The sequence below is a fragment of the Xanthomonas cissicola genome (assembly GCF_008801575.1).
Classification (GTDB): Bacteria; Pseudomonadota; Gammaproteobacteria; order Xanthomonadales; family Xanthomonadaceae; genus Xanthomonas; species Xanthomonas cissicola.
The window spans coordinates 1-20,795 of the sequence record NZ_VZPL01000015.1; the positions used below are offsets into that span (position 1 = coordinate 1).

Annotated in this window: 21 protein-coding genes and 2 pseudogenes; 11 read left to right on the forward strand and 12 right to left on the reverse strand. The window is 64.4% G+C overall.

What is annotated here, in order from left to right:
* The 9 genes and pseudogenes from F7R02_RS27500 to F7R02_RS26880 form a co-directional block, all read right to left on the reverse strand.
* Window positions 1–68, reverse strand: a pseudogene (locus tag F7R02_RS27500) (transposase); the annotation flags it as partial.
* 67 nt (window positions 69–135) lie between these two features.
* Window positions 136–351, reverse strand: a pseudogene (locus F7R02_RS08640) (ethanolamine ammonia-lyase light chain EutC); the annotation flags it as partial.
* Window positions 348–1,757: an ethanolamine ammonia-lyase subunit EutB gene (locus tag F7R02_RS08645; protein ID WP_078587370.1), complete on the reverse strand. Its 1,410-nt coding sequence runs from the start codon at window positions 1,755–1,757 to the stop codon at window positions 348–350. The gene F7R02_RS08645 and the pseudogene F7R02_RS08640, both read right to left, overlap by 4 nt.
* The gene (eat, locus tag F7R02_RS08650; RefSeq protein WP_078589434.1) at window positions 1,754–3,118 is read right to left on the reverse strand and encodes an ethanolamine permease; all 1,365 of its coding nucleotides are present in this window, start codon (window positions 3,116–3,118) and stop codon (window positions 1,754–1,756) included. Before eat ends, F7R02_RS08645 begins: the two co-directional genes overlap by 4 nt.
* Window positions 3,119–3,535: 417 nt before the next feature.
* Window positions 3,536–4,036 carry a VOC family protein gene (locus tag F7R02_RS08660; RefSeq protein ID WP_078589449.1) on the reverse strand — a complete coding sequence of 167 codons (501 nt, stop codon included), beginning with the start codon at window positions 4,034–4,036 and terminating at the stop codon, window positions 3,536–3,538.
* A gap of 118 nt (window positions 4,037–4,154) precedes the next feature.
* Entirely contained in the window at window positions 4,155–4,997 is an 843-nt protein-coding gene (locus F7R02_RS08665) for a M23 family metallopeptidase (protein WP_011051533.1), read from the reverse strand.
* Window positions 4,997–6,346: a dihydroorotase gene (locus F7R02_RS08670; RefSeq protein WP_078589432.1), complete on the reverse strand. Its 1,350-nt coding sequence runs from the start codon at window positions 6,344–6,346 to the stop codon at window positions 4,997–4,999. Before F7R02_RS08670 ends, F7R02_RS08665 begins: the two co-directional genes overlap by 1 nt.
* Window positions 6,343–6,636 carry a membrane protein insertion efficiency factor YidD gene (gene yidD, locus F7R02_RS08675; protein ID WP_005913106.1) on the reverse strand — a complete coding sequence of 98 codons (294 nt, stop codon included), beginning with the start codon at window positions 6,634–6,636 and terminating at the stop codon, window positions 6,343–6,345. The genes F7R02_RS08670 and yidD overlap by 4 nt, the downstream gene beginning before the upstream one ends.
* A complete protein-coding gene (locus tag F7R02_RS26880; RefSeq protein WP_015463289.1) occupies window positions 6,636–7,214 on the reverse strand; it encodes a hypothetical protein in 579 nt (192 codons plus the stop codon). Before F7R02_RS26880 ends, yidD begins: the two co-directional genes overlap by 1 nt.
* Before the next feature lie 184 nt (window positions 7,215–7,398).
* Between F7R02_RS26880 and dksA the strand changes: the two genes are divergently transcribed.
* The gene (gene dksA, locus F7R02_RS26885) at window positions 7,399–7,761 is read left to right on the forward strand and encodes an RNA polymerase-binding protein DksA (protein ID WP_223293187.1); all 363 of its coding nucleotides are present in this window, start codon (window positions 7,399–7,401) and stop codon (window positions 7,759–7,761) included.
* Window positions 7,762–7,970: 209 nt separating this feature from the next.
* On the opposite strand, the gene F7R02_RS08685 is transcribed toward dksA, so the two are convergent.
* The 3 genes from F7R02_RS08685 to cysS all read right to left on the reverse strand — a co-directional run bounded on the left by F7R02_RS08685 (window position 7,971) and on the right by cysS (window position 11,242).
* Window positions 7,971–9,221, reverse strand: a complete 1,251-nt coding sequence (locus tag F7R02_RS08685; RefSeq protein ID WP_003486939.1) for an MFS transporter — start codon at window positions 9,219–9,221, stop codon at window positions 7,971–7,973.
* Window positions 9,218–9,655 (reverse strand): SufE family protein, encoded by a 438-nt coding sequence (locus tag F7R02_RS08690; RefSeq protein ID WP_005913111.1) that lies wholly within the window; start codon window positions 9,653–9,655, stop codon window positions 9,218–9,220. Before F7R02_RS08690 ends, F7R02_RS08685 begins: the two co-directional genes overlap by 4 nt.
* 162 nt (window positions 9,656–9,817) lie before the next feature.
* Window positions 9,818–11,242, reverse strand: coding sequence for a cysteine--tRNA ligase (gene cysS, locus F7R02_RS08695; RefSeq protein WP_015463287.1), 1,425 nt, complete (start codon window positions 11,240–11,242; stop codon window positions 9,818–9,820).
* 177 nt (window positions 11,243–11,419) lie between these two features.
* Here cysS and F7R02_RS08700 point away from each other — a divergent pair, with 177 nt between their 5' ends.
* The 10 genes from F7R02_RS08700 to F7R02_RS08745 all read left to right on the forward strand — a co-directional run bounded on the left by F7R02_RS08700 (window position 11,420) and on the right by F7R02_RS08745 (window position 20,791).
* Entirely contained in the window at window positions 11,420–11,914 is a 495-nt protein-coding gene (locus tag F7R02_RS08700; protein WP_003486945.1) for a hypothetical protein, read from the forward strand.
* Window positions 11,915–12,226: 312 nt separating this feature from the next.
* On the forward strand, window positions 12,227–13,258 hold the full coding sequence (locus F7R02_RS08705) for an N-acetylornithine carbamoyltransferase (RefSeq protein WP_078589428.1): 1,032 nt from the start codon (window positions 12,227–12,229) through the stop codon (window positions 13,256–13,258).
* Window positions 13,259–13,308: 50 nt separating this feature from the next.
* Complete coding sequence (locus F7R02_RS08710; protein WP_172397203.1) at window positions 13,309–14,547, forward strand: argininosuccinate synthase; 1,239 nt, start codon at window positions 13,309–13,311, stop codon at window positions 14,545–14,547.
* A gap of 50 nt (window positions 14,548–14,597) precedes the next feature.
* Window positions 14,598–15,053, forward strand: coding sequence for a GNAT family N-acetyltransferase (locus F7R02_RS08715; RefSeq protein ID WP_078589424.1), 456 nt, complete (start codon window positions 14,598–14,600; stop codon window positions 15,051–15,053).
* A 5-nt stretch (window positions 15,054–15,058) separates the two neighbouring features.
* Window positions 15,059–16,159, forward strand: coding sequence for an acetylornithine deacetylase (locus F7R02_RS08720; RefSeq protein ID WP_078537544.1), 1,101 nt, complete (start codon window positions 15,059–15,061; stop codon window positions 16,157–16,159).
* A 44-nt stretch (window positions 16,160–16,203) separates the two neighbouring features.
* The gene (locus tag F7R02_RS08725; protein WP_003486956.1) at window positions 16,204–17,547 is read left to right on the forward strand and encodes an acetylglutamate kinase; all 1,344 of its coding nucleotides are present in this window, start codon (window positions 16,204–16,206) and stop codon (window positions 17,545–17,547) included.
* A gap of 5 nt (window positions 17,548–17,552) precedes the next feature.
* A complete protein-coding gene (locus F7R02_RS08730) occupies window positions 17,553–18,164 on the forward strand; it encodes a GNAT family N-acetyltransferase (RefSeq protein ID WP_078589422.1) in 612 nt (203 codons plus the stop codon).
* On the forward strand, window positions 18,161–19,111 hold the full coding sequence (argC, locus tag F7R02_RS08735; protein ID WP_078589419.1) for an N-acetyl-gamma-glutamyl-phosphate reductase: 951 nt from the start codon (window positions 18,161–18,163) through the stop codon (window positions 19,109–19,111). The genes F7R02_RS08730 and argC overlap by 4 nt, the downstream gene beginning before the upstream one ends.
* A 124-nt stretch (window positions 19,112–19,235) precedes the next feature.
* Window positions 19,236–20,534 (forward strand): argininosuccinate lyase, encoded by a 1,299-nt coding sequence (locus F7R02_RS08740; RefSeq protein ID WP_003486963.1) that lies wholly within the window; start codon window positions 19,236–19,238, stop codon window positions 20,532–20,534.
* Window positions 20,531–20,791, forward strand: a complete 261-nt coding sequence (locus F7R02_RS08745) for a YciI family protein (protein ID WP_003486965.1) — start codon at window positions 20,531–20,533, stop codon at window positions 20,789–20,791. Before F7R02_RS08740 ends, F7R02_RS08745 begins: the two co-directional genes overlap by 4 nt.
* The last annotated feature ends 4 nt before the right edge of the window (window positions 20,792–20,795 follow it).

Consider the following 20,795-nt stretch of genomic DNA (forward strand, 5'->3'; position numbering starts at 1 on the left):
ATCGCCACGCCGCTTTCGGCTTCGCGCAGAAAGCCGATGACCTGCTCGTCAGTAAAACGTTTCTTCACGTCCAATCTCCTCGGGGTAGGGAATTGGACTCCAAACTGAGGCGCTACTCAAAATTGGGTGGACGTCGATGCTGCTGCGCCCGCGTTGCTCCAGCGCGGCCTGAAGCGGTGCCGGGTCGAATGCCAGATGCACCGCATCGCGTGCCTGCGCATGCGCCAGCTGGAACTCCAGGTGCGCGTCCGTCGGCAGACTGGTCCCCACCCGGCCCAGCGCAATGCGCGCGGGGGTCAGTTGGCGCAGTTGCGCCCAGGCATCGCGTGGCGGTGTGGAGGGTACGCTCATGGCGTCGGTCTACCGCTGGCCTGTGCCAATGCACGCCGAAATGGCGCCGGTACCTCGCTGCCAAGCTCGAAGCGGCCATCGCGCAGCTGCAGGATGTCGTGCTGCTCCAGCCACTGTTCGAATTCGGGCGCAGCGCGCAGGCCAAGCGCCTGGCGCGCATACAGCGCATCGTGAAACGAGGTGGTCTGGTAGTTCAGCATCACATCGTCCGAGCCGGGAATGCCCATGATGAAGTTGATGCCGGCAGTACCGAGCAGGGTGAGCAACATATCCATGTCGTCCTGATCGGCCTCGGCATGATTGGTGTAGCAGATGTCGCAGCCCATCGGCACGCCGAGCAACTTGCCGCAGAAGTGATCCTCCAGCCCGGCGCGGATGATCTGCTTGCCGTCGTAGAGATATTCCGGCCCGATGAAGCCAACCACGGTGTTCACCAGCAGCGGTTTGTAGTGGCGCGCCACCGCATAGGCGCGCACCTCGCAGGTCTGTTGATCCACACCGTGGTGTGCATTGGCCGACAACGCGCTGCCCTGGCCGGTTTCGAAATACATCACGTTATCGCCGACGTTGCCGCGGCGCAGCGACAGGCCCGCTTCGTAACCTTCCTGCAGCAAGGCCAGATTGATGCCGAAGCTGGCATTGGCCGCTTCGGTGCCGGCGATCGACTGAAACACCAGATCCACCGGCACGCCACGACCGATCGCTTCGATGGTGGTGGTGATGTGCGCTAGCACGCACGATTGCGTGGGGATCCGATAACCGCTGATCACCGCATCGAGCATGCGCAACAAGGCCGTGGTTGCGGCCAGGCTGTCGCTGGCCGGGTTGATGCCGATCACCGCATCGCCGTTGCCGTACAACAAGCCGTCGAGCACGCTGGCGGCAATGCCGGTGGCGTCATCGGTGGGGTGGTTGGGCTGCAGGCGCGTCGACAGGCGTCCGCGCAACCCCAGCGTGTTGCGGAAGCGGGTGACGACCCGGGTTTTCTGCGCCACCAGGATCAGGTCCTGCACCCGCATCAATTTGGACACCGCGGCCACCATTTCCGGCGTCAGGCCGGGTGCCAATGCGGTTAATGCGGCTTCGTCGGCCTGCGCACTCAGCAGCCAATCGCGGAAGCCGCCCACGGTGAGATGCGCCACAGCGGCAAATGCAACGGCATCGTGCTGGTCGATGATCAGCCGGGTGACTTCGTCTGCTTCATAAGGCACCACCGCCTCCTGCAGGAAATGCTGCAGCGGTAGATCGGCCAGCGCCATCTGTGCGGCGACGCGCTGCAGGCCGGAGTCGGCGGCAAGGCCGGCCAGCTGGTCGCCGGAGCGTGCCGGCGTCGCCTTGGCCAGCAGCTGCTTCAGATCGGCAAACCGAAAACGCTCGCCGCCTGCGGTGAAGGCAAAGCCGCTCATCCGGCGCGGGCCGCGGGCGTGTGCTGGGTGCGCAGGCTAAGGACGCAACACGCCGCGCCGAACAGCAGCAGGCCCAGAAAGATCAACGCCACAATCGGGTTGAACCACACCATCGGTACCAGGCACACCAGCGCCAGCAGCAGCGCAATGGCCGGCACCACCGGGTACCCCGGTGCGCGGAAACTACGCTCCAACCCCGGTTCGGCGCGACGCAGCTTGAACAGGCTGAGCATGCTCATCACATACATCACGATCGCCCCGAACACCGACATGGTGATCATCGCTGCGGTCAACGACATGCCCTGGATCTTGACCACGCTGTCGCTGCAGATTGCCGCAATGCCGATGACGCCGCCGGCCAGAATGGCGCGATGCGGCGTGCGAAAACGCGACAGCCTGGCCAGCCCATGCGGCAGGAAGCCGGCACGCGCCAGCGCGAAGAACTGCCGCGAATAGCCCAGGATGATGCCGTGGAAACTCGCCACCAGCCCGAACAGGCCGATCCACACCAGCATGTGCAACCAGCTGGAACTGTTGCCGACCACCGCCTTCATCGCCTGCGGCAGCGGGTCGTTGATGTTGGACAGCTGGCGCCAGTCGCCGACGCCGCCGGCAAACACCATCACCCCCAGCGCCAAGATCACCAGGGTGAGAATGCCGGCGATGTAGGCGCGCGGAATCGTGCGCGTGGGGTCTTTGGCTTCTTCGGCCGCCATCGCTGCCCCTTCGATCGCCAGGAAAAACCAGATCGCAAACGGAATCGCGGCGAAGATTCCGGAAATGGCCGCCGGCCCGAACACGTCGCTGCCGGCCCAGCCGTTGGCGGCGAAGCGCGCCACGCTGAAACCCGGCGCCACCACACCCATGAACACCAGCAACTCGATCACCGCCAGCAAGGTCACGATCAGCTCGAAGGTCGCTGCAATCGCCACGCCCACGATGTTCAAGCTCATGAAGACCAGGTAGGCGCCAATCGCTGCGATGCGCGGATCGAGCATGGGGTACTGCACATTCAGATACGCGCCGATCGCCATCGCGATGGCCGGCGGCGCGAAGACGAATTCGATCAACGTGGCCAGGCCCGCCAGCATGCCGCCATAGGTGCCGAACGCGCGCAGGCTGTAGGCGAAGGGCCCGCCCGCATTGGGAATGGCGGTGGTCAATTCGGTGAAGCTGAAGATGAAGCAGGTGTACATCACGGCGACCAGCAGCGTGGTCGCCAGAAAGCCGAGCGTACCGGCGGTGCCCAAGCCGTAACTCCAGCCGAAATACTCGCCTGAAATCACCAGCCCCACCGCGATGCCCCACAGCTGCCAGGTGCCCAGGGTCGGTTTGAGGTGCTCGTTGCGCATGTCGCACATCTCCTGCAGTCGGGGGAGGGGAGATGAAGCACGCCCGACGCCGAAGCGACGGACCGACCGTCAGCAACTCAAGCGTTCAGCTGCAGCGACGCGCGACGGTCGCCTCGGTTATACCCCAAAGCCCGCTGGCGAACACAGGCACAACGGGTGGGTCGCCTCTGACCGGGTGTGTAGCGTTCCGGCGCAATGGTCGTGGGTTGCGTTTTTCTTCTGGCGCCGCAGGGTGTGGCCCGTTGTTAAATTGAGGGGGCCTGATCCAGTGGTCGCGATGCATCAAATAGTGGGGTCATCGCAGAATGACTCTGCAGCCGCACGCTAAGGCGGATCGGGATCATGGTCCATCAACGGGGCGGGGATGCGACCATTCGGTGTCATCCCGCCGACGACCGCGCCGGTCGTTGGGGCGCGCCGGTTCTGTCACGGTCCAGCGGGCTGCATGAACTCGATGGAAATATGGTCGGGACCAGACACGTAGGCGGTGAGCGTTCCTGTTCTCGGACCTCCCGGAATCGGCAGCGGCTTGCCCTTCGCCTTCCACCCGGCCGCCTCGACACGGCAGATGGCCGCATGGATATCCCGGACGGTCAGCGCCAGATGGGCAGCCCCGATCGCACCCGCGCTTTCCGGCGACTGCCCATTCCGACGACCTTTGGAATATTGCAGCAACTCGACGATGAATCCGTCCGGAGCCTTCACGATTGCCGTTCGCACGCTCGGATCATCCACGCCGGTGACCTGATGCAGGAAATCGCCGCCCATCTCTGCCTGTCGTTCGAGCGTGAACCCCAGGGCCTCGGTCCAGAACCGGATAGCCTCGTCAAGAGATGAAACGGCAAACCCGATGTGATCAACGTTGGCCACGCCTGCATTGCTATCCACTGTTGCGGCTCCGTTCCAGTACGTCCGAGACGCGATAATTTGTGTGAGGGAAACTCGAGTCAGCAGAAGACCGGGCTGGCCAAGCAGGCTCTTACAGGAAGCGTATAACAGCGTCTTCAATGCCACCGCGCGTCAAAGAGGCGATCTTTCGAACGCTCTACTTCGTCCGCTCAAGCACCAGCAACGGATCGATGCGGGTGTCGAACCAATTCATCCCCCAATGCAGATGCGGCCCCGTGGCGCGCCCGGTGGCACCAACCGCGGCAATCACCTGGCCTTGCTCGACCCGGTCGCCCACCTTCACGTCGATACGCGACAAGTGCAGGAAATTCGAGCTTACCCCGAAGCCGTGATCCAGCAGCACCGTGCCACCGGTGAGATACAGGTCCGGCGCCGCGAACGTCACCACGCCGGCAGCCGGTGCCTTCACCGGGGTGCCGGTGGGTACGGCGATGTCCATGCCCGAATGGCCGGCGCCGGGCTGGCCGTTGTACACGCGTGCATTGCCGAAGCGGCCGCTGATGCGTCCCTGCACCGGCCAGATGAAGGGTTGGGCGAAATCGGTGCGTGCGTCATCGCGGTCGCGCGCCGCCGTGACCTGCGCCTGTTCGCGTTTGATGCGCGCAGCAATCTCGGCCGGCGGGTTGACCGTCTTGGGCGGCACGCCATTGACGCGTTCCACCGGCCAGTCGCGCGGCGTCACTGCGATGCTCACGGTCCGCGTGCTGCCATCGGGTTGGGTGACCTGCACCTGCAAAGGCCCGGTCGCATCGCGGCCGATACCGAACACGACGCTTCCATAACCGCTCACACGCAAGCTGCGGCCGGCGTATTGCACCTTGCTATCAGCCGGCACCTTGCCGATTACCAGCGCACCTTGCGAAGCGCTTTGCGGAAACACGACATCAGTTGCGACGGCCGCACTCTGCGCATCGGCGCGTCCTGCAACCAGCGCGACTGGCGCCAGGATCAACCAGGCGCCAAACAGGACTGCGCGCATCAGCGGTCGAAGGTCAGGCGCTGGCCGGCAGCGCTGCCCACCAGCTGTTCGCCATCCCACACCTGCTGGCCGTTGACCCAGGTTGCGGCAATGCGCGAACGGAAGGTGGTGCCTTCGAACGGCGACCAGCCGCACCTGGACAGCACCTGCTCGCGCTTCACGGTGAACGGCGTGTTGTCGATCATCACCAGGTCGGCGAAATAGCCTTCGCGCAGGAAGCCGCGTTCTTCCACATCGAACAACTGCGCCGGCGCATGCGCGAACTTCTGCACGATACGGGTGATCGGCAACTTGCCTTCGTGCACCAGCTCCAGTGCCGCGACCAGCGCGTACTGCACCAGCGGCAGGCCCGAGGGCGCCTGCGCATAGGGCTCTTGCTTTTCTTCCCAGGTGTGCGGGGCGTGGTCGGTGGCGAGCACGTCGATGACGTCTTCGGCCAGCGCATCGATGAGCGCCAGACGATCTTCGGCGTCCTTGATCGCGGGGTTGCACTTGATCAGGTTGCCCAGTCGCGCGTAATCGCTGCGATCGAAGCGCAAGAAGTGGATGCAGGTCTCGGCGGTAATGCGCTTGCGCAGCTTGCCGTCGGCATCGACCAGCGGGCCGGCTTCGAACAGCGACAGCTCGTCGGCAGTGGAGATGTGCAGTACGTGCAGGCGGGTGTTGTGCTTGCGCGCCAGCGACACCGCCAGCTGCGACGACTTCAGGCAGGCTTGACGCGAACGGATGTCCGGGTGCATCTCCGGTGTCAGCGCATCGCCATACTTTTCCTTGTACTGCGCCATCGTCGCATCAATGGTCGGGGTGTCTTCGCAGTGAGTGATGATCGGCGTGGGCGCGTCGCGGAAGATGGCGTCCAGCGTTTCGGGGTTATCGACCAGCATGTTGCCGGTGGAGGCGCCCATGAACACCTTGATGCCTGGTGCAGTCTTGGGGTCCAGCGATTGGATGTGGGCCAGGTTGTCGTTGCTGGCGCCCATGTAGAAGCCGTAGTTGGCCCAGGCGCGCCCGGCGGCGGCGTCGTACTTGGCCTGCAGTGCGGCGGCATCCAGGGTCGGCGGATTGGTGTTGGGCATGTCCATGAAGCTGGTCAGGCCACCAGCGACAGCGGCGCCGGATTCGGTCGCGATGTCGCCCTTGTGGGTCAGGCCGGGCTCGCGGAAGTGCACCTGGTCGTCGATCATGCCTGGCAGCACCCAGCGTCCGGCGGCGTCCACCACGGTATCGCCAGGGGCAGGGACGATCTTGCTGTCGATCTTGGCGATGCGGCCGCCCTCGATCAGGAGATCGGCGTCGAACTCCTTGCCTTCATTGACCAGGCGGGCATTGACGATGACGGTTCGGCTCATGGATGGGGTCCTTTGCAGCTGCAGGAAGAAGACGGGGAGGGCGAGGTGGGCGCATCGGGCACCGGATCGAATCCGCCCGGATGGAAGGGATGACAGCGGCCGAGCCTGCGTGCGGCAAGCCAGCTGCCGCGCAGCGGGCCGAAGCGGCCGATGGCGGTCATCGCGTAGTCCGAACAGCTTGGTGCAAAACGGCAACGCGGCCCGAGCAGGGGGCTGATGACGAGCTTGTAGACGCGCAGCAGCGCGATGAGCAGGCGTGAGATCACTTGCCAATGATATGCCACTTGCATTAATAGGTGGTTGCCGGGGGTCCGCGGGGTACGTTATAAAGGCCCGCTTTCCCGGGCCCCGGGGGAACTAAGGATGAGCGTTTCGTGGCTGCTAAAAAATCTGCAAAAAAGGCCGTAGAGGCCGCCAAGAAGTCCGCCAAACCCGTTGCGAAAAAGGCAGCGACGTCTGCTGCTGCGAAACCGGCCGCAAAGCCGGCGACCAAGCAGCCGGCTGCCAAGAAGGCACCCGCGAAGAAGGCACCTGCGAAGAAGGCCGCCGCCAAGCCGGCGCCGGCTTCCAAGCCCACCGCGTCCGCAGCCCCCAAGGCAGTGAAACCCGTCGCCAAGAGTGCTGCCAAGCCGGCGGCGAAAAAGGCAGCTCCGGCTGCCGCCAAACCGGCTGCCAAGCCGGTGGCGTCCAAGTCCGTACCGAAGCCGGCCACCAAGCCGGCTCCGGCCAAGTCAGTCCCGGTCAAGGCCGAGAAGCCCGCGCCCGCACCGGTCCCCAAGGCCGTCCCTGCGAAGCCGGCAAAGCCTGCGACCCCGTCATCTAAGAATCCCGTGCCCGTTTCGAAATCTTCCGCAAAAACGCCAACCAAAACCGAAGCCCCCGCCAAGCCTGCTGCGACCCGTCCGGTCGGCAAGGTGGCCGTGGCCGTGACGTCCAAGCCGTCCAGCTCGGCGCCCAAGACCAAGTACAAGGTGGTCGAGTACAAGACCGACGAAGCCACCGGTCGCCCGATCCTGCCGCAGGGTTACAAGCCTGCCGCGGACGAGGAGTACATGAACAAGCTGCAGCAAGAATATTTCCGCCAGCGTCTGCAGAGCTGGCGCAACGAGATGGTGGAGGAATCCAAGCAGACCATCGAAAACCTGCGCGAAGAAGTGCGTGACATCGGCGACGAAGCCGAACGCGCCACCCGCGAGACCGAAAACTCGCTGGAACTGCGTGCCCGTGATCGCGCCCGCAAGCTGATCTCCAAGATCGACAGCACGCTCAAGCGTCTGGAAGACGGCGACTACGGTTACTGCGTGGACACCGGCGAAGAGATTGGCCTGGACCGCCTGGAAGCGCGTCTGACCGCCGAGCGCACCATCGACGCCCAGGAGCGTTGGGAGCACTTGCAGAAGCAGCAGGGCGACTGACCGTCCGCCCGGCTCGCCGAAAGACCCCGCCATGTGCGGGGTTTTTTTTATGGGCGCCTGATACGTCGAATTAGCGCTTGGTCAGTCAGCGCCGTTTGTGGGACGCCGTCGCACGCAGCTGCGTGGCGGCACGTGACTGCGGCCCGCAGCTCGAACACCTTCGCACCGCAGCGGCGCTGTGGGCACAGGCAATCACGCGATCGCGCAGCTCACTGCAGATCGCGCAGGTCCAGCTTGCGCAGGCGCGGCGCCTTCCAGGCGGTGGTGGCCACCACGCCCAGGGTGACACAGCCGCCGATGACCACCGCCGGCACCAGGCCGACCAGGCGCGCCATGACGCCGTCGTAGAACGCGCCCAGCTCGTTGGACGAGCCGATGAAGATGCCGTTGATCGAAGACACCCGGCCACGCATGGCATCGGGGGTGGCCAGCTGCAGGATGGTCTGGCGCACCACCACCGAGACGCCGTCGCACATGCCGTACACCAGCAGGATTGCAGCGGACAGCCAGAAATGGCGCGACAGTCCGAAGGCGATGGTGCAGAGTCCGAAGCCGGCCACCGACAGCAGCAGGACGCGTCCGGCATTGCGCTGCAGCGGGTGCCGCGCCAGCCACACGCCAACCACGATCGAACCCAGCGCCGGCGCGCCGCGCAGGATGCCCAGGCCTTCGGGGCCGTAGTGCAGGATGTCGTGGATGAAGGCCGGCAACATCGATACCGCGCCGCCGAGCAGTACCGAAAACATGTCCAGCGCCATCGCGCCCAGCATGATCTGGTTGGACAGTACGAACTGCGCGCCTTCGGCGATGCTGCGGAAGATCGGCGCACGTGGGCCCTCGCTGACCGGCTCGCTGACACGCAGCAGTGCCAACGCCAGGATCGCCAGCATCGCCACGCTGGCGGCGACCCCGTAGGCCAGGCCCTTGCCGCCCCAGCCGACCAGCACACCGCCCAGCGCCGGGCCGATCACCATGCCGGCCTGGAAGGTGACGCTGCCGATGCTGGCACCGCGCGCGAATGCCTCGCGAGGCAGCGCCCGTGCGAACAAGGCGTTGTAGACCGGCGACAAAAAAGAGCGCGCCGCGCCGGTGAGCGAGATGGCGGCATAGATCGGCCACACGCCTTCGACGGGCAGCCAGCCTTGCGTGATCGCCAACAGCAGCAGCGCGGTCGCGACCAAACCCAGCACGGCGACCATGCCCAGCCGGCGGCGCGGCAGGTGATCGACCAGGTAGCCGGCGAAGGGGGCGATGCAGAAGAACGGCAGGATTTCGGCCAGGCCGATCAGCCCCAGCGAGAGCGGGTTGCCGGTAATTTCGTAGATATGCCAACCGACCGTCACGGCGACGATCTGGTAGGACAGCATCGCCGCCACGCGGTAGAGCAGCACCAGGCCGAAGCCTGGATGGGCGAGCAGCGTCCGCAGCGAATCGGCGGGCGACGGGGCAGGCGTGCTCACTGCTGCGCGCGCGCGGTATCGCGGATGAAGGCCAGCATCGCCGCCACGCCGTTGCTGCGGGTCGGCGACAGATGCTTGGCCAGGCCGATTCCGGCGATGTAGTCAGGCTCGGTGGCCAGGATCTCTTGCGCGCTACGCCCCGAATACACGCGCAGCGCAAGGTAGATCAGCCCGGAGACAATGGCCGAATCGCTGACGGCATGGAAATCCAGCCGCTCGGCGTTGCCTTCCGGCACGATCCAGACCATCGATTGGCAGCCGTGCAGGCGGTGCTCTTCGGTTTTCCATTGTTCCGGGAAGGTGGGCAACTTGCGGCCAAGATCGATCAGGTACTGGTAGCGCTCGGACCAGTCGCCAAAAAAGGAGAATTCCTCGGCAATGGCGGCCTGCGCGTCGACGGCGGTGGGTTCGAGCGGGAAGGGGGAGGTGGTCATCTAACATCCAGAATCAGTCGGTGATAGCCCCTCTCCCTATGGGAGAGGGGTTGGGGTGAGGGTACGGGCGGAGCCACGTGCATTAACTTCTCTCATGCGGCTTCGCCCGTACCCTCATCCGCCCCTGCGGGGCACCTTCTCCCGGCGGGAGAAGGGAGAAGGTCAAGCGCGTTTCCAGCGCACGCCTTGCGGGGTGTCTTCGAGCACGATGCCTTCTTCTGCCAGTTGCTTGCGGATGGCATCGGCGCGGGCAAAATCCTTGGCTTTTTTTGCCGTGCTGCGTTCTTCGACCAAGGCGGTGATGCGTGCATCGTCGCCGGCATCAGTGCCGCGCGAGAACCAGGCGGCCGGGTCTTGCTGCAGCAGTCCCAAGGCCAAGCCGGCGCCCAGCAACTTCGCGTGCACCGCATGAAGGTCGCTCATACGCGTCGAGGGTTCGCCGCCATGAACCAACTCATTGCGCAGCGCGCGGGCTTCCGAGGCGATGCTGGCGATAACCGACAAGGCCAGCGGCGTGTTGAGATCGTCTTCGAGCGCGGACTCCACCTCGACGGGAATCGTCCTCGATGGCGCTACATCGTTGCCGCTATCGGCTTGCAGCGCAGCCAGATCCCGCAACGTGCCATACAACCGGTCCAGCGTGTTTTTCGCCTGCTCGATCAGCCCATCCGACCAATCCAGCGGCTGACGGTAATGCGCGCTCAACAGCGCATAGCGCAGCGCTTCGGGCGGATGCCTGGCGATGAGCTCGTGCACGGTTTCGATATTGCCCAGCGACTTGCTCATCTTCGCGCCGCTGAAATTGAGCATGCCGTTGTGCAGCCAGAACCGCGCAAAGGTGGCGCCGCCATGCGCGCACTCGCTCTGCGCAATCTCGTTTTCGTGATGCGGAAACTGCAGGTCCACGCCGCCGGCATGAATGTCGATGGTGGGGCCCAGATGCGCCGCAGCCATCGCCGAGCATTCGATATGCCAACCCGGGCGGCCGCGGCCCCAGGGCGATTCCCAGCCGGGCAGGTCGGCGCTGGAGGGTTTCCACAGCACAAAGTCGCCGGGGTCGCGCTTGTACGGCGCCACGTCCACGCGCGCGCCGGCCAGCATTTCGTCCGGGTCGCGCCGCGAGAGCTTGCCGTAGCCATCGAAGCTGGAAACCGAAAACAGCACGTGGCCTTCTGCGGCGTAGGCATGCCCATTGGCGATCAGCTGCTCGATCATCGCCACGATCTGCGGGATATGCGCGGTGGCCTCCGGTTCGATGTCCGGTGGAACCACGCCAAGCGCCGCCATGTCCTGCCGGTAGATCGCCGCGAAGCGGTCGGTGATCGTCGAAATCGGCACACCCTGCGCCTGCGCGGCGGCGTTGATCTTGTCGTCCACGTCGGTGATGTTGCGCGCGTAGCGCAGCGCGCCGTAGCGTCGCCGCAGCAATGCGGCAAGCACATCGAAGACCACCGGGCCGCGGGCGTTACCGATATGCGCGTAGTTGTAGACGGTGGGACCGCAGACATACAGGGTGGGGCTGGACGGATCGAGCGGCGCGAACGGCTCGACCCGCCGCGTCAGGTTGTTGTGCAGGCGCAGGCTCATCGGCATCCGAAAAAGGGCAATCGCGCGATTCTAGCCCGTTGTGGCGCGATGGCGAATCGCCAGCCTGACAATGGCGACCGGATGGGTTGCGTTCAGCCCACGCGGCCGCAAGCTCCATACACTTACGTACTGCCTGGCTGCGCGTTCCCGGTACTGATGCGACCTTCTTCGTTCTTCATGCTGCTGTGTACGTTTGCCGGGCACCTCATTCCGGCGTACGCGGCAGAGCCCGACCCCAAGAATCGGGTCGTGGTCATCGAGAACGTGAAGCTGGATTATGCGCAGGTGCTCAACGTCGAGCCGGTCTACCAGACGCTTCGCGCCACGCGTATCGAAGAGCAATGCGAATCCGAACAGGCGGTACAGGCTGCTGCAGCGCCGTCCGAGGACGAGGGCCGCATCAACCGCATGGTGGATTCGGTCAAGGAAATGTTCTCGCGTCGCCCCGAACCGGCCGCGCCCGCTGCGGTGCCCCCGACCAGCACGCGACGCAACTGCAAGGTCGTGGAAGTGCCGCGCGAGTTCCGCCGGCCAATCGCCTTCGACGTGGACTATGTCTACAAGGGCACCAAATACCGTTCGCGGTTGCCGGAAGATCCGGGTAACCGGCTGCGCATCCGGGTTTCGGTGACCCCGTACATTCCCGACGCCATCGTCGCGCCGCCGCGATGAGATGCGCAGCGGTTGCGCCGTGCCCACATGCGTGCGAGGATTCGCGCCCTATGCAAGCAAACGCCTTTCAGCACGACACCAGCGCCGCCCGGATGGCCTCCGGCATGACCTCGCGTGCCCGCCGACCGGAATCCCACATGTTCGCTGGGTAAGCCGGGGCGTTTGCTGTTCCGACGTCGAAGACCCAGCTCCCAGGCTGGGTTTTTTCGTTTTGGCGTCACGAAAGTTTCAACCGCAAGAAACGCGCATGTCGCGCACCCCGTCGCTCCTGGCGGACAAACGCAGCAGTAGCACGCAGCAAAGGATCGATCGATGTCACTGAAGCACTTCTTGAACACCCAGGACTGGAGCCGCGCCGAACTGGACGCGCTGTTGACCCAGGCCGCGTTGTTCAAACGCAACAAGCTGGGAAGCGAGCTGAAGGGCAAGTCGATTGCGCTGGTGTTCTTCAACCCGTCCATGCGCACCCGTACCAGCTTCGAGCTGGGCGCATTTCAATTGGGCGGGCATGCGGTGGTCTTGCAGCCGGGCAAGGATGCGTGGCCGATCGAATTCAATCTGGGCACGGTCATGGACGGCGACACCGAAGAGCACATCGCCGAAGTGGCGCGTGTGCTGGGGCGTTACGTCGACCTGATCGGTGTGCGCGCGTTTCCGAAGTTCGTGGACTGGTCCAAGGACCGCGAAGACCAGGTGCTCAAGAGCTTTGCCAAGTATTCGCCGGTGCCGGTGATCAACATGGAAACCATCACCCACCCGTGCCAGGAGCTGGCGCATGCGCTGGCGCTGCAGGAACACTTTGGTACCCAGGATCTGCGCGGCAAGAAGTACGTGCTGACCTGGACCTACCACCCCAAGCCGCTGAACACAGCGGTGGCCAACTCGGCGCTGACCATCGCCACCCGCATGGGCATGGACGTGACCCTGCTGTGCCCGACGCCGGATTACATCCTGGATCAGCGCTACATGGACTGGGCCGCGCAAAACGTGGTCGAAAGCGGTGGTTCGCTACAGGTCAGCCATGACATCGACAGCGCCTATGCCGGCGCCGATGTCGTCTACGCCAAGAGCTGGGGCGCGCTGCCGTTCTTCGGCAACTGGGAACCGGAAAAACCGATTCGCGACCAGTACAAGCATTTCATCGTCGACGAACGCAAGTTGGCGCTGACCAACAATGGCGTGTTCTCGCATTGCCTGCCGCTGCGTCGCAACGTCAAGGCGACCGACGCTGTGATGGATTCGCCCAACTGCATCGCCATCGACGAAGCCGAAAATCGCCTGCATGTGCAGAAGGCGATCATGGCGGCGCTTGCTTCGCAAGCCGGAATCGGGAATCGGGAATAGAGAATCGCAACAGCAACACCTTGGCCCCCACATTTACGTACTAAGGAACAATGATGAGCGCTGCTTCCACCAATCCCGAATTCCCCATCGCGACTTCCGGCACCAAGGACATCGTTCTCGCGTTTTCCGGTGGTCTGGACACCAGCTTCTGCATTCCGTATCTCCAGGAGCGCAGCTACGCGGTGCACACCGTGTTTGCCGATACCGGTGGTGTGGATGCCGAAGAACGTGAGTTCATCGAGAAGCGCGCTGCCGAATTGGGCGCGGCCAGCCACGTCACCGTGGACGGTGGCCCGGCGATCTGGGAAGGCTTCGTCAAGCCGTTCGTGTGGGCGGGCGAGGGGTACCAGGGCCAGTATCCGTTGCTGGTGTCCGACCGCTACCTGATCGTGGATGCTGCGCTCAAGCGTGCCGAAGAATTGGGCACGCGCATCATTGCGCACGGTTGCACCGGCATGGGCAACGACCAGGTGCGTTTCGACCTGGCAGTGAAGGCGCTGGGCGACTATCAGATCGTCGCGCCGATTCGCGAGATCCAGAAAGAGCACACCCAGACCCGTGCCTATGAGCAGAAGTATCTGGAAGCGCGTGGCTTCGGCGTGCGTGCCAAACAGCAGGCCTACACCATCAACGAGAACCTGCTGGGCCTGACCATGTCCGGCGGCGAGATCGACCGTTGGGAAGCGCCGGGCGAGGGCGCGCGCGGCTGGTGCGCGCCGCGCAGCGCCTGGCCGAGCGAAGCGCTGACGGTGACGCTGAAGTTCGTCGAAGGCGAAGCGGTGGAACTGGACGGCAAGCCGCTGCCGGGTGCGAAGATCCTGGCCAAGCTCAACACCTTGTTCGCGCAGTACGGCGTGGGCCGCGGCGTCTATACCGGCGATACCGTGATCGGTTTGAAGGGCCGCATCGTATTCGAAGCGCCGGGCCTGATTTCGCTGCTCACCGCGCACCGTGCACTGGAAGATGCGGTGCTGACCAAGCAGCAGAACCGCTTCAAGCCGGACGTGGCGCGCAAGTGGGTGGAGCTGGTGTACGAAGGCTTCTATCACGACCCGCTCAAGAGCGATATCGAGGCGTTCCTGAAGTCCTCGCAGGCCAAGGTCAATGGCGAGGTGACGCTGGAAACCCGCGGCGGCCGCGTCGATGCGGTGGCGGTGCGTTCGCCGCACCTGCTCAACACCAAGGGTGCGACCTACGCGCAATCGGCCGACTGGGGCGTGGAAGAGGCCGAGGGCTTCATCAAGCTGTTCGGGATGAGCTCCACGCTGTACGCGCAGGTCAACCGCTGAGCAAAAGGCCCCTCTCTCTTCCATGGGGAGGGGAGAAGAGGGCCACTGCGATGGAACCCATGCCCGCACTACGCATCAGTACCGACAAGCAGGAACTCGATCTGCCGTTGATCCATCGCTTCCTCAGCGAGCAGGCCTATTGGTGCCTGGGCATCCCGCTGGACACGGTGCAGCGGGCGATCGACGGCTCGCTGTGTTTCGGCGGTTATTGCGAGGGCGTAGGGCAGGTGGCGTTCGCCAGAGTGATCACCGACGGTGCCACCTTCGGCTATCTCGCCGATGTGTTCGTGCTTGATGCACACCGTGGGTGCGGCTATGGCAAGCAACTGGTGGCGGCAGTAATGGCCCATCCGCATCTGCAAGGCCTTCGCCGCCTCATGCTCGCCACCTCCGATGCGCATGCGCTGTACGCACAGCACGGCTTCGCCGCGCCGGCGCGGCCGCAGGCGTTGATGGAAATCGCCTATCCCGATCTCTACCGCACCACCACCACCACGGCTGACTGACACACATGACTGACCTGCTCACCTCCACGCTGGACCACCTGCAGGCGCTGGTGGCGTTCGACACCCGCAATCCGCCGCGTGCGATTGCCGCCGAAGGCGGCATCTTCGATTACCTGCGTGCGCAGCTGCCGGGGTTTGAGGTCGAGGTGGTCGATCACGGTGCAGGTGCGGTGAGCCTGTACGCGGTGCGCGGCACGCCGAAGTACCTGTTCAATGTGCATCTGGATACCGTGCCGGATTCGCCGTACTGGAGTGCCGACCCGCACGTAATGCGGCGTCTGGACGACCGCGTGGTGGGCTTGGGCGTGTGCGACATCAAGGGCGCGGCGGCGGCGTTGGTTGCCGCGGCCAATACCGGTGACGGCGATGCCGCGTTCCTGTTTTCTTCGGACGAAGAAGCCAATGATCCGCGCTGTATCGCCGCGTTCCTGGCGCGTGGCGTGCCGTATGAAGCTGTCGTGGTGGCCGAGCCGACCATGGGCGAAGCGGTGCTGGCGCATCGTGGTATCAGTTCGGTGCTGATGCGGTTTGCCGGGCGCGCCGGGCACGCCTCGGGCAAACAGGACCCCTCTGCAAGTGCCTTGCATCAGGCAATGCGCTGGGGCGGCAAGGCGCTGGACCATGTCGAATCGCTGGCGCATGCGCGCTTCGGTGGTTTGACCGGATTGCGCTTCAACATCGGACGCGTCGAGGGCGGCATCAAGGCCAACATGATCGCGCCGGCAGCCGAAGTGCGCTTCGGCTTTCGTCCGCTGCCGTCGATGGATGTGGATGGATTGCTGGCAACCTTCGCCGGATTCGCCGAACCGGCGGCAGCGCATTTCGAAGAAACCTTTCGCGGGCCGAGCCTGCCATCCGGCGACATCGCACGCGCAGAAGAACGTCGTCTGGCCGCACGCGATGTAGCCGATGCGCTGGATCTGCCGATCGGCAACGCAGTGGACTTCTGGACCGAAGCATCGCTGTTTTCGGCCGGTGGCTACACCGCGCTGGTCTATGGCCCGGGCGACATCGCCCAGGCCCATACCGCCGACGAATTCGTGACGCTTGCGCAATTGCAGCGTTACGCCGAATCGGTCCATCGCATCATCAACGGTTCCCACTGAACCGACACGCGCCTGGCGCCCCCTTTCCTCTTTCGAACACGGCAATGTCCTCTTCCGCACAGCCCCACAAACAGACCCGCCAGACCATCGTGCGCCTGCTCTCGAGCATGGCCAGCGCGAAGGAAATCAGCCAGTACCTCAAGCGGTTTTCGCAGCTCGATGCCAAGCGCTTTGCGGTGGTCAAGGTGGGCGGCGCGGTGTTGCGCGACGATCTGGACGCGCTGACCTCGTCGCTGTCGTTCCTGCAGGAAGTGGGGTTGACCCCGATCGTGCTGCATGGCGCCGGCCCGCAGCTGGATGCAGAGCTGTCGGCAGCCGGCATCGAAAAGCACACCATCAACGGACTGCGCGTCACCTCGCCGGAAGCGTTGGCGATCGTGCGCAAGGTGTTCCAGGCCTCCAACCTGAAACTGGTGGAAGCGCTACAGCAGAACGGCGCGCGTGCGACCTCGATCACCGGTGGCGTGTTCGAGGCCGAGTATCTGGATCGCGACATCTACGGCCTGGTCGGTGAGGTCAAGGCGGTGAATCTGGCGCCGATCGAAGCCAGTCTGCAGGCCGGCTCCATCCCGGTGATCACCAGCCTGGGCGAAACGCCCAGCGGGCAGATCCTCAACGTCAATGCGGATTTTGCCGCCAACGAGTTGGTGCAGGAGCTGCAGCCGTACAAGATCATTTTCCTTACCGGCACCGGCGGCCTGCTGGATGCCGATGGCAAGTTGATCGACTCGATCAACCTGTCTACCGAGTTCGATCACCTGATGCAGCAGCCGTGGATCAATGGCGGCATGCGGGTGAAGATCGAGCAGATCAAGGACTTGCTCGATCGTCTGCCGCTGGAGTCGTCGGTGTCGATCACCCGGCCGTCGGACCTGGCCAAGGAGCTGTTCACCCACAAGGGCTCGGGCACGCTGGTGCGGCGCGGCGAGCGCGTGCTGCGCGCGACCTCCTGGGACGAACTGGATCTGCCTCGCCTGAAGTCGCTGATCGAATCCAGCTTCGGCCGCACGCTGGTGCCGGAGTATTTCGACACCACCACGTTGCTGCGGGCGTATGTCAGCGAAAACTACCGTGCGGCGGTGATCCTGACCGACGAGGGCCAGTTCGGTGCGGGCAGGTTGACCTATCTGGACAAGTTCGCCGTGCTCGACGATGCGCAGGGCGAAGGTCTTGGCCGCGCGGTGTGGAATGTGATGCGCGAAGAGACCCCGCAGCTGTTCTGGCGCTCGCGCCATAACAACCAGGTCAATATCTTTTACTACGCCGAATCCGACGGTTGCATCAAGCAGGAGAAGTGGAAGGTGTTCTGGTACGGGCTGGAAAATTTCGAGCAGATCCAGCATTGCGTTGCGCACTGTGCGACGCGTCAGCCGACTTTGCTGGGCTGAGTGCGATGAGCGCCGTCGGCTTGCCGCCCCTTTGGCGCGAACAGCCCAGCCTGCGTGGACGGCACGCGAGCCTGGAGCCGCTGCAGGCAGCGCATGCCGATGGGTTGCGTGAGGCAGTGGGCGACGGCGCGCTGTCGCGGCTGTGGTACACCAGCGTGCCCGCACCGGAGCAGGTCGATGCGTATATCGCTGCAGCCTTGGCCGCCTGCGCCGATGGCGCGGCGTTGCCATTTGCGGTGCGCGATGCGGCCGGCGACATCGTCGGTTGCACGCGCTACTACGCGCTGGATGCAGCTGTGCCGAGGCTGTCGATCGGCTACACCTGGTACGCACCGCGCATGCAGCGCAGCGGCGTCAACACCGAAGCCAAGCTGATGCTGCTGCAATACGCCTTCGAAACATTGGGGTGCTTGAGCGTGGCGTTCGAAACCAGCTGGTTCAACCACACCTCGCGCACGGCGATCGCGCGGCTGGGCGTAAAACAGGACGGTGTGCTGCGCAACCACACCCGCCACGCCGACGGTACGCTGCGCGATACCGTGGTGTTTTCCATCATCGATACGGAATGGGCAGGGGTCAAACGCCACCTGCAGTTCCGCCTGGAAGCAAACGCATGACTGTTCAACCAAAGACCATCGGCATTGTCGGCGCCCGCGGGCATGCCGGCTCGGAATTGATCAAACTGGTTGCGGCGCACCCGCAGCTGCACTTGAGCTTCGTGTCCTCGCGCGAGCTGGCCGGGCAGCGCGTGGCCGAGCATAACGATGCCTACCAGGGGCAGTTGCGTTACGAGAACCTGGATGCCGACGCGGTGGCCGTCAAGGCTGCCGACGTGGTGATCCTGGCGCTGCCCAATGGCAAGGCAGCGCCCTTCGTCGCCGCGATCGACGCAGCAACGCCGCAGACGCTGGTGATCGATCTGTCGGCAGACTATCGCTTCGATCCGGCCTGGTACTACGGCTTGCCTGAGCTGACGCGCGGCAGCTACGCCGGACAAAGACGCATCAGCAATCCGGGCTGTTATGCCACCGCGATGCAGCTGACCATCGCGCCACTGCTCGACCAGTTGGCCGGGCCGCCGCAGTGTTTCGGCGTGTCCGGGTATTCGGGCGCGGGTACCACGCCCTCGGACAAGAACAACCCCGAGTTGCTCTCCAATAATTTGATGCCGTATGCGCTGACCAACCACATGCACGAGCGCGAGGTGTCTGCGCAGCTCGGCGTGCCGGTGGAGTTCATGCCGCACGTGGCGCCGCATTTCCGCGGCATCACCATGACCGTCAATCTGTGGCTGCAGCAGCCGCTGACGCGCGAGCAGATCCAGGCGCGTTATACGCAGCGTTATGCCGACGAGCCGTTGATCGAGATCGTCGACGAAGCGCCTTGGGTGAGCCGCATCGCCGGCAAGCACGGTGTGCAGATTGGCGGGGTGACGCTGGCGCCCGGCAACAAGCGCGTGGTGGTGGTGGCGACGCTGGACAACCTGCTCAAGGGTGCAGCGACGCAGGCGATGCAGAACCTCAACCTGGCGCTGGGCTGGGACGAGTTGATGGCAATTCGTTGATGCGAGTCCCTCGCAAGAGCCTGCACATCCCTGTGCAGGGATTTAACGATGCGAGTCCCTCGCAACAGCCCGCACATCCATGTGCGGGGATCGAAACTGGACGACTTACTCGAGACGCTTTCCGATGACCAATCTGTTGTGGCAAAAACCTGGCGTTGCCGTGGACGCCAAGATCCAGAGTTTCCTTGCCGGCGACGATGTGATCCTGGATCGCGAATTCTTCCTGTACGACATCGCCGCCAGCAAGGCGCATGCGCAGGGGCTGCAGCATATCGGCATCTTGTCGTTGCAGGAGCTGGGTGGCTTGAGTGAGCAGCTCGATCTGCTGGCGGCCGACTTCCGCAGCGGCGCATTCGTGCTCGATGCGCAATACGAGGATTGCCACTCGGCCATCGAAGCGCGATTGACCGAGCGTCTGGGCGATGCAGGCCGCAAGATCCACACCGGCCGCAGCCGTAACGACCAGATTCTGGTCGCCACCCGCTTGTGGTTGAAGGACAAGCTGCAGCGCGTGGCCACGCTCAGCGCGGAGATCGCCGAGGTGGCGTTGGAGCGCGCACAGGCCGAGGCCGAGCTGCCAGTGCCGGGCTACACGCACATCCAGCGTGCGGTGGTGTCGTCGGCCGGCATGTGGTGGGCGGGCTGGGCGGAAGCCTTCATCGACAATGCCGTGCGCGCCGGTGACACCGTCCACTTGGTCGACAGCAATCCGCTCGGCACGGCCGCGGGCTATGGCGTGAATCTGCCGCTGGATCGTGCGCATACCACCGCCGAACTGGGGTTTGCACGCCTGTTGGTCTCGCCGATCTATGCCCAGCTTTCGCGCGGCAAATACGAACTGGCCGCGCTCGAAGCGCTGGGCAGCGCCACGCTGGATCTGCGCCGCATCGCCTGGGATCTGTCGCTGTTCACCAGCGGCGAATTCGCGTTTGTCGCTTTGCCGGCGCAATACACCACCGGCAGTTCGATCATGCCGAACAAGCGCAACCCGGACGTGATCGAGCTGATGCGCGCAACGCATGCCAGCGTGGCGGCAGCGCGCACCGAGATCGAACAGCTGCTGTCGCTGCCGTCGGGTTATCACCGCGATCTTCAAAGTAGCAAGGGCGCGATCGTGCACGGCTTTGGCCGCGGACTTGCGGCGCTGGAACTGTTGCCGGCCTTGCTGGCCAATCTGGAATGGCGCCCGGACAAACTGCGCGCAGCCATCGATTCGGGCATGTACGCCACCGACGTGGCAGTGGAAGCCGCCGTGGCCGGTGTGCCGTTCCGCGAGGCTTACAAGGCGGCAGCGCAAGCCTCCGAGACCGCAGGGCAGGGGCGCACGCCGGAAGGCAGCCTGGCTGCGCGCGTCTCGCCCGGTGCGGCAGCCGACCTGCAACTGGATGTGCTGCAAGCGCGCTGGCAGGCGCTGCGCGCATGACGACCCGTTACCTGGTGCTTGCGCTGCGCAAGCCGGGGTTTCCCGCCGATGTGGTGCAGCCGCATCTGGACTTTCTCGATGCGTTGCGCGCCGCCGGGCAGCTTGAGCTGACCGGTGGTTTCAGCGATCGCAGCGGTGGGGCGTATGTGCTGGTCAACGTGGCCACCCTCGAAGACGCCCAGCAGATCGTTGCGCGTGACCCGCTGGTGCTGCGCGATGCCTCTGCACTGACCGTGTATGAGTGGAACACGCACTGAGGAC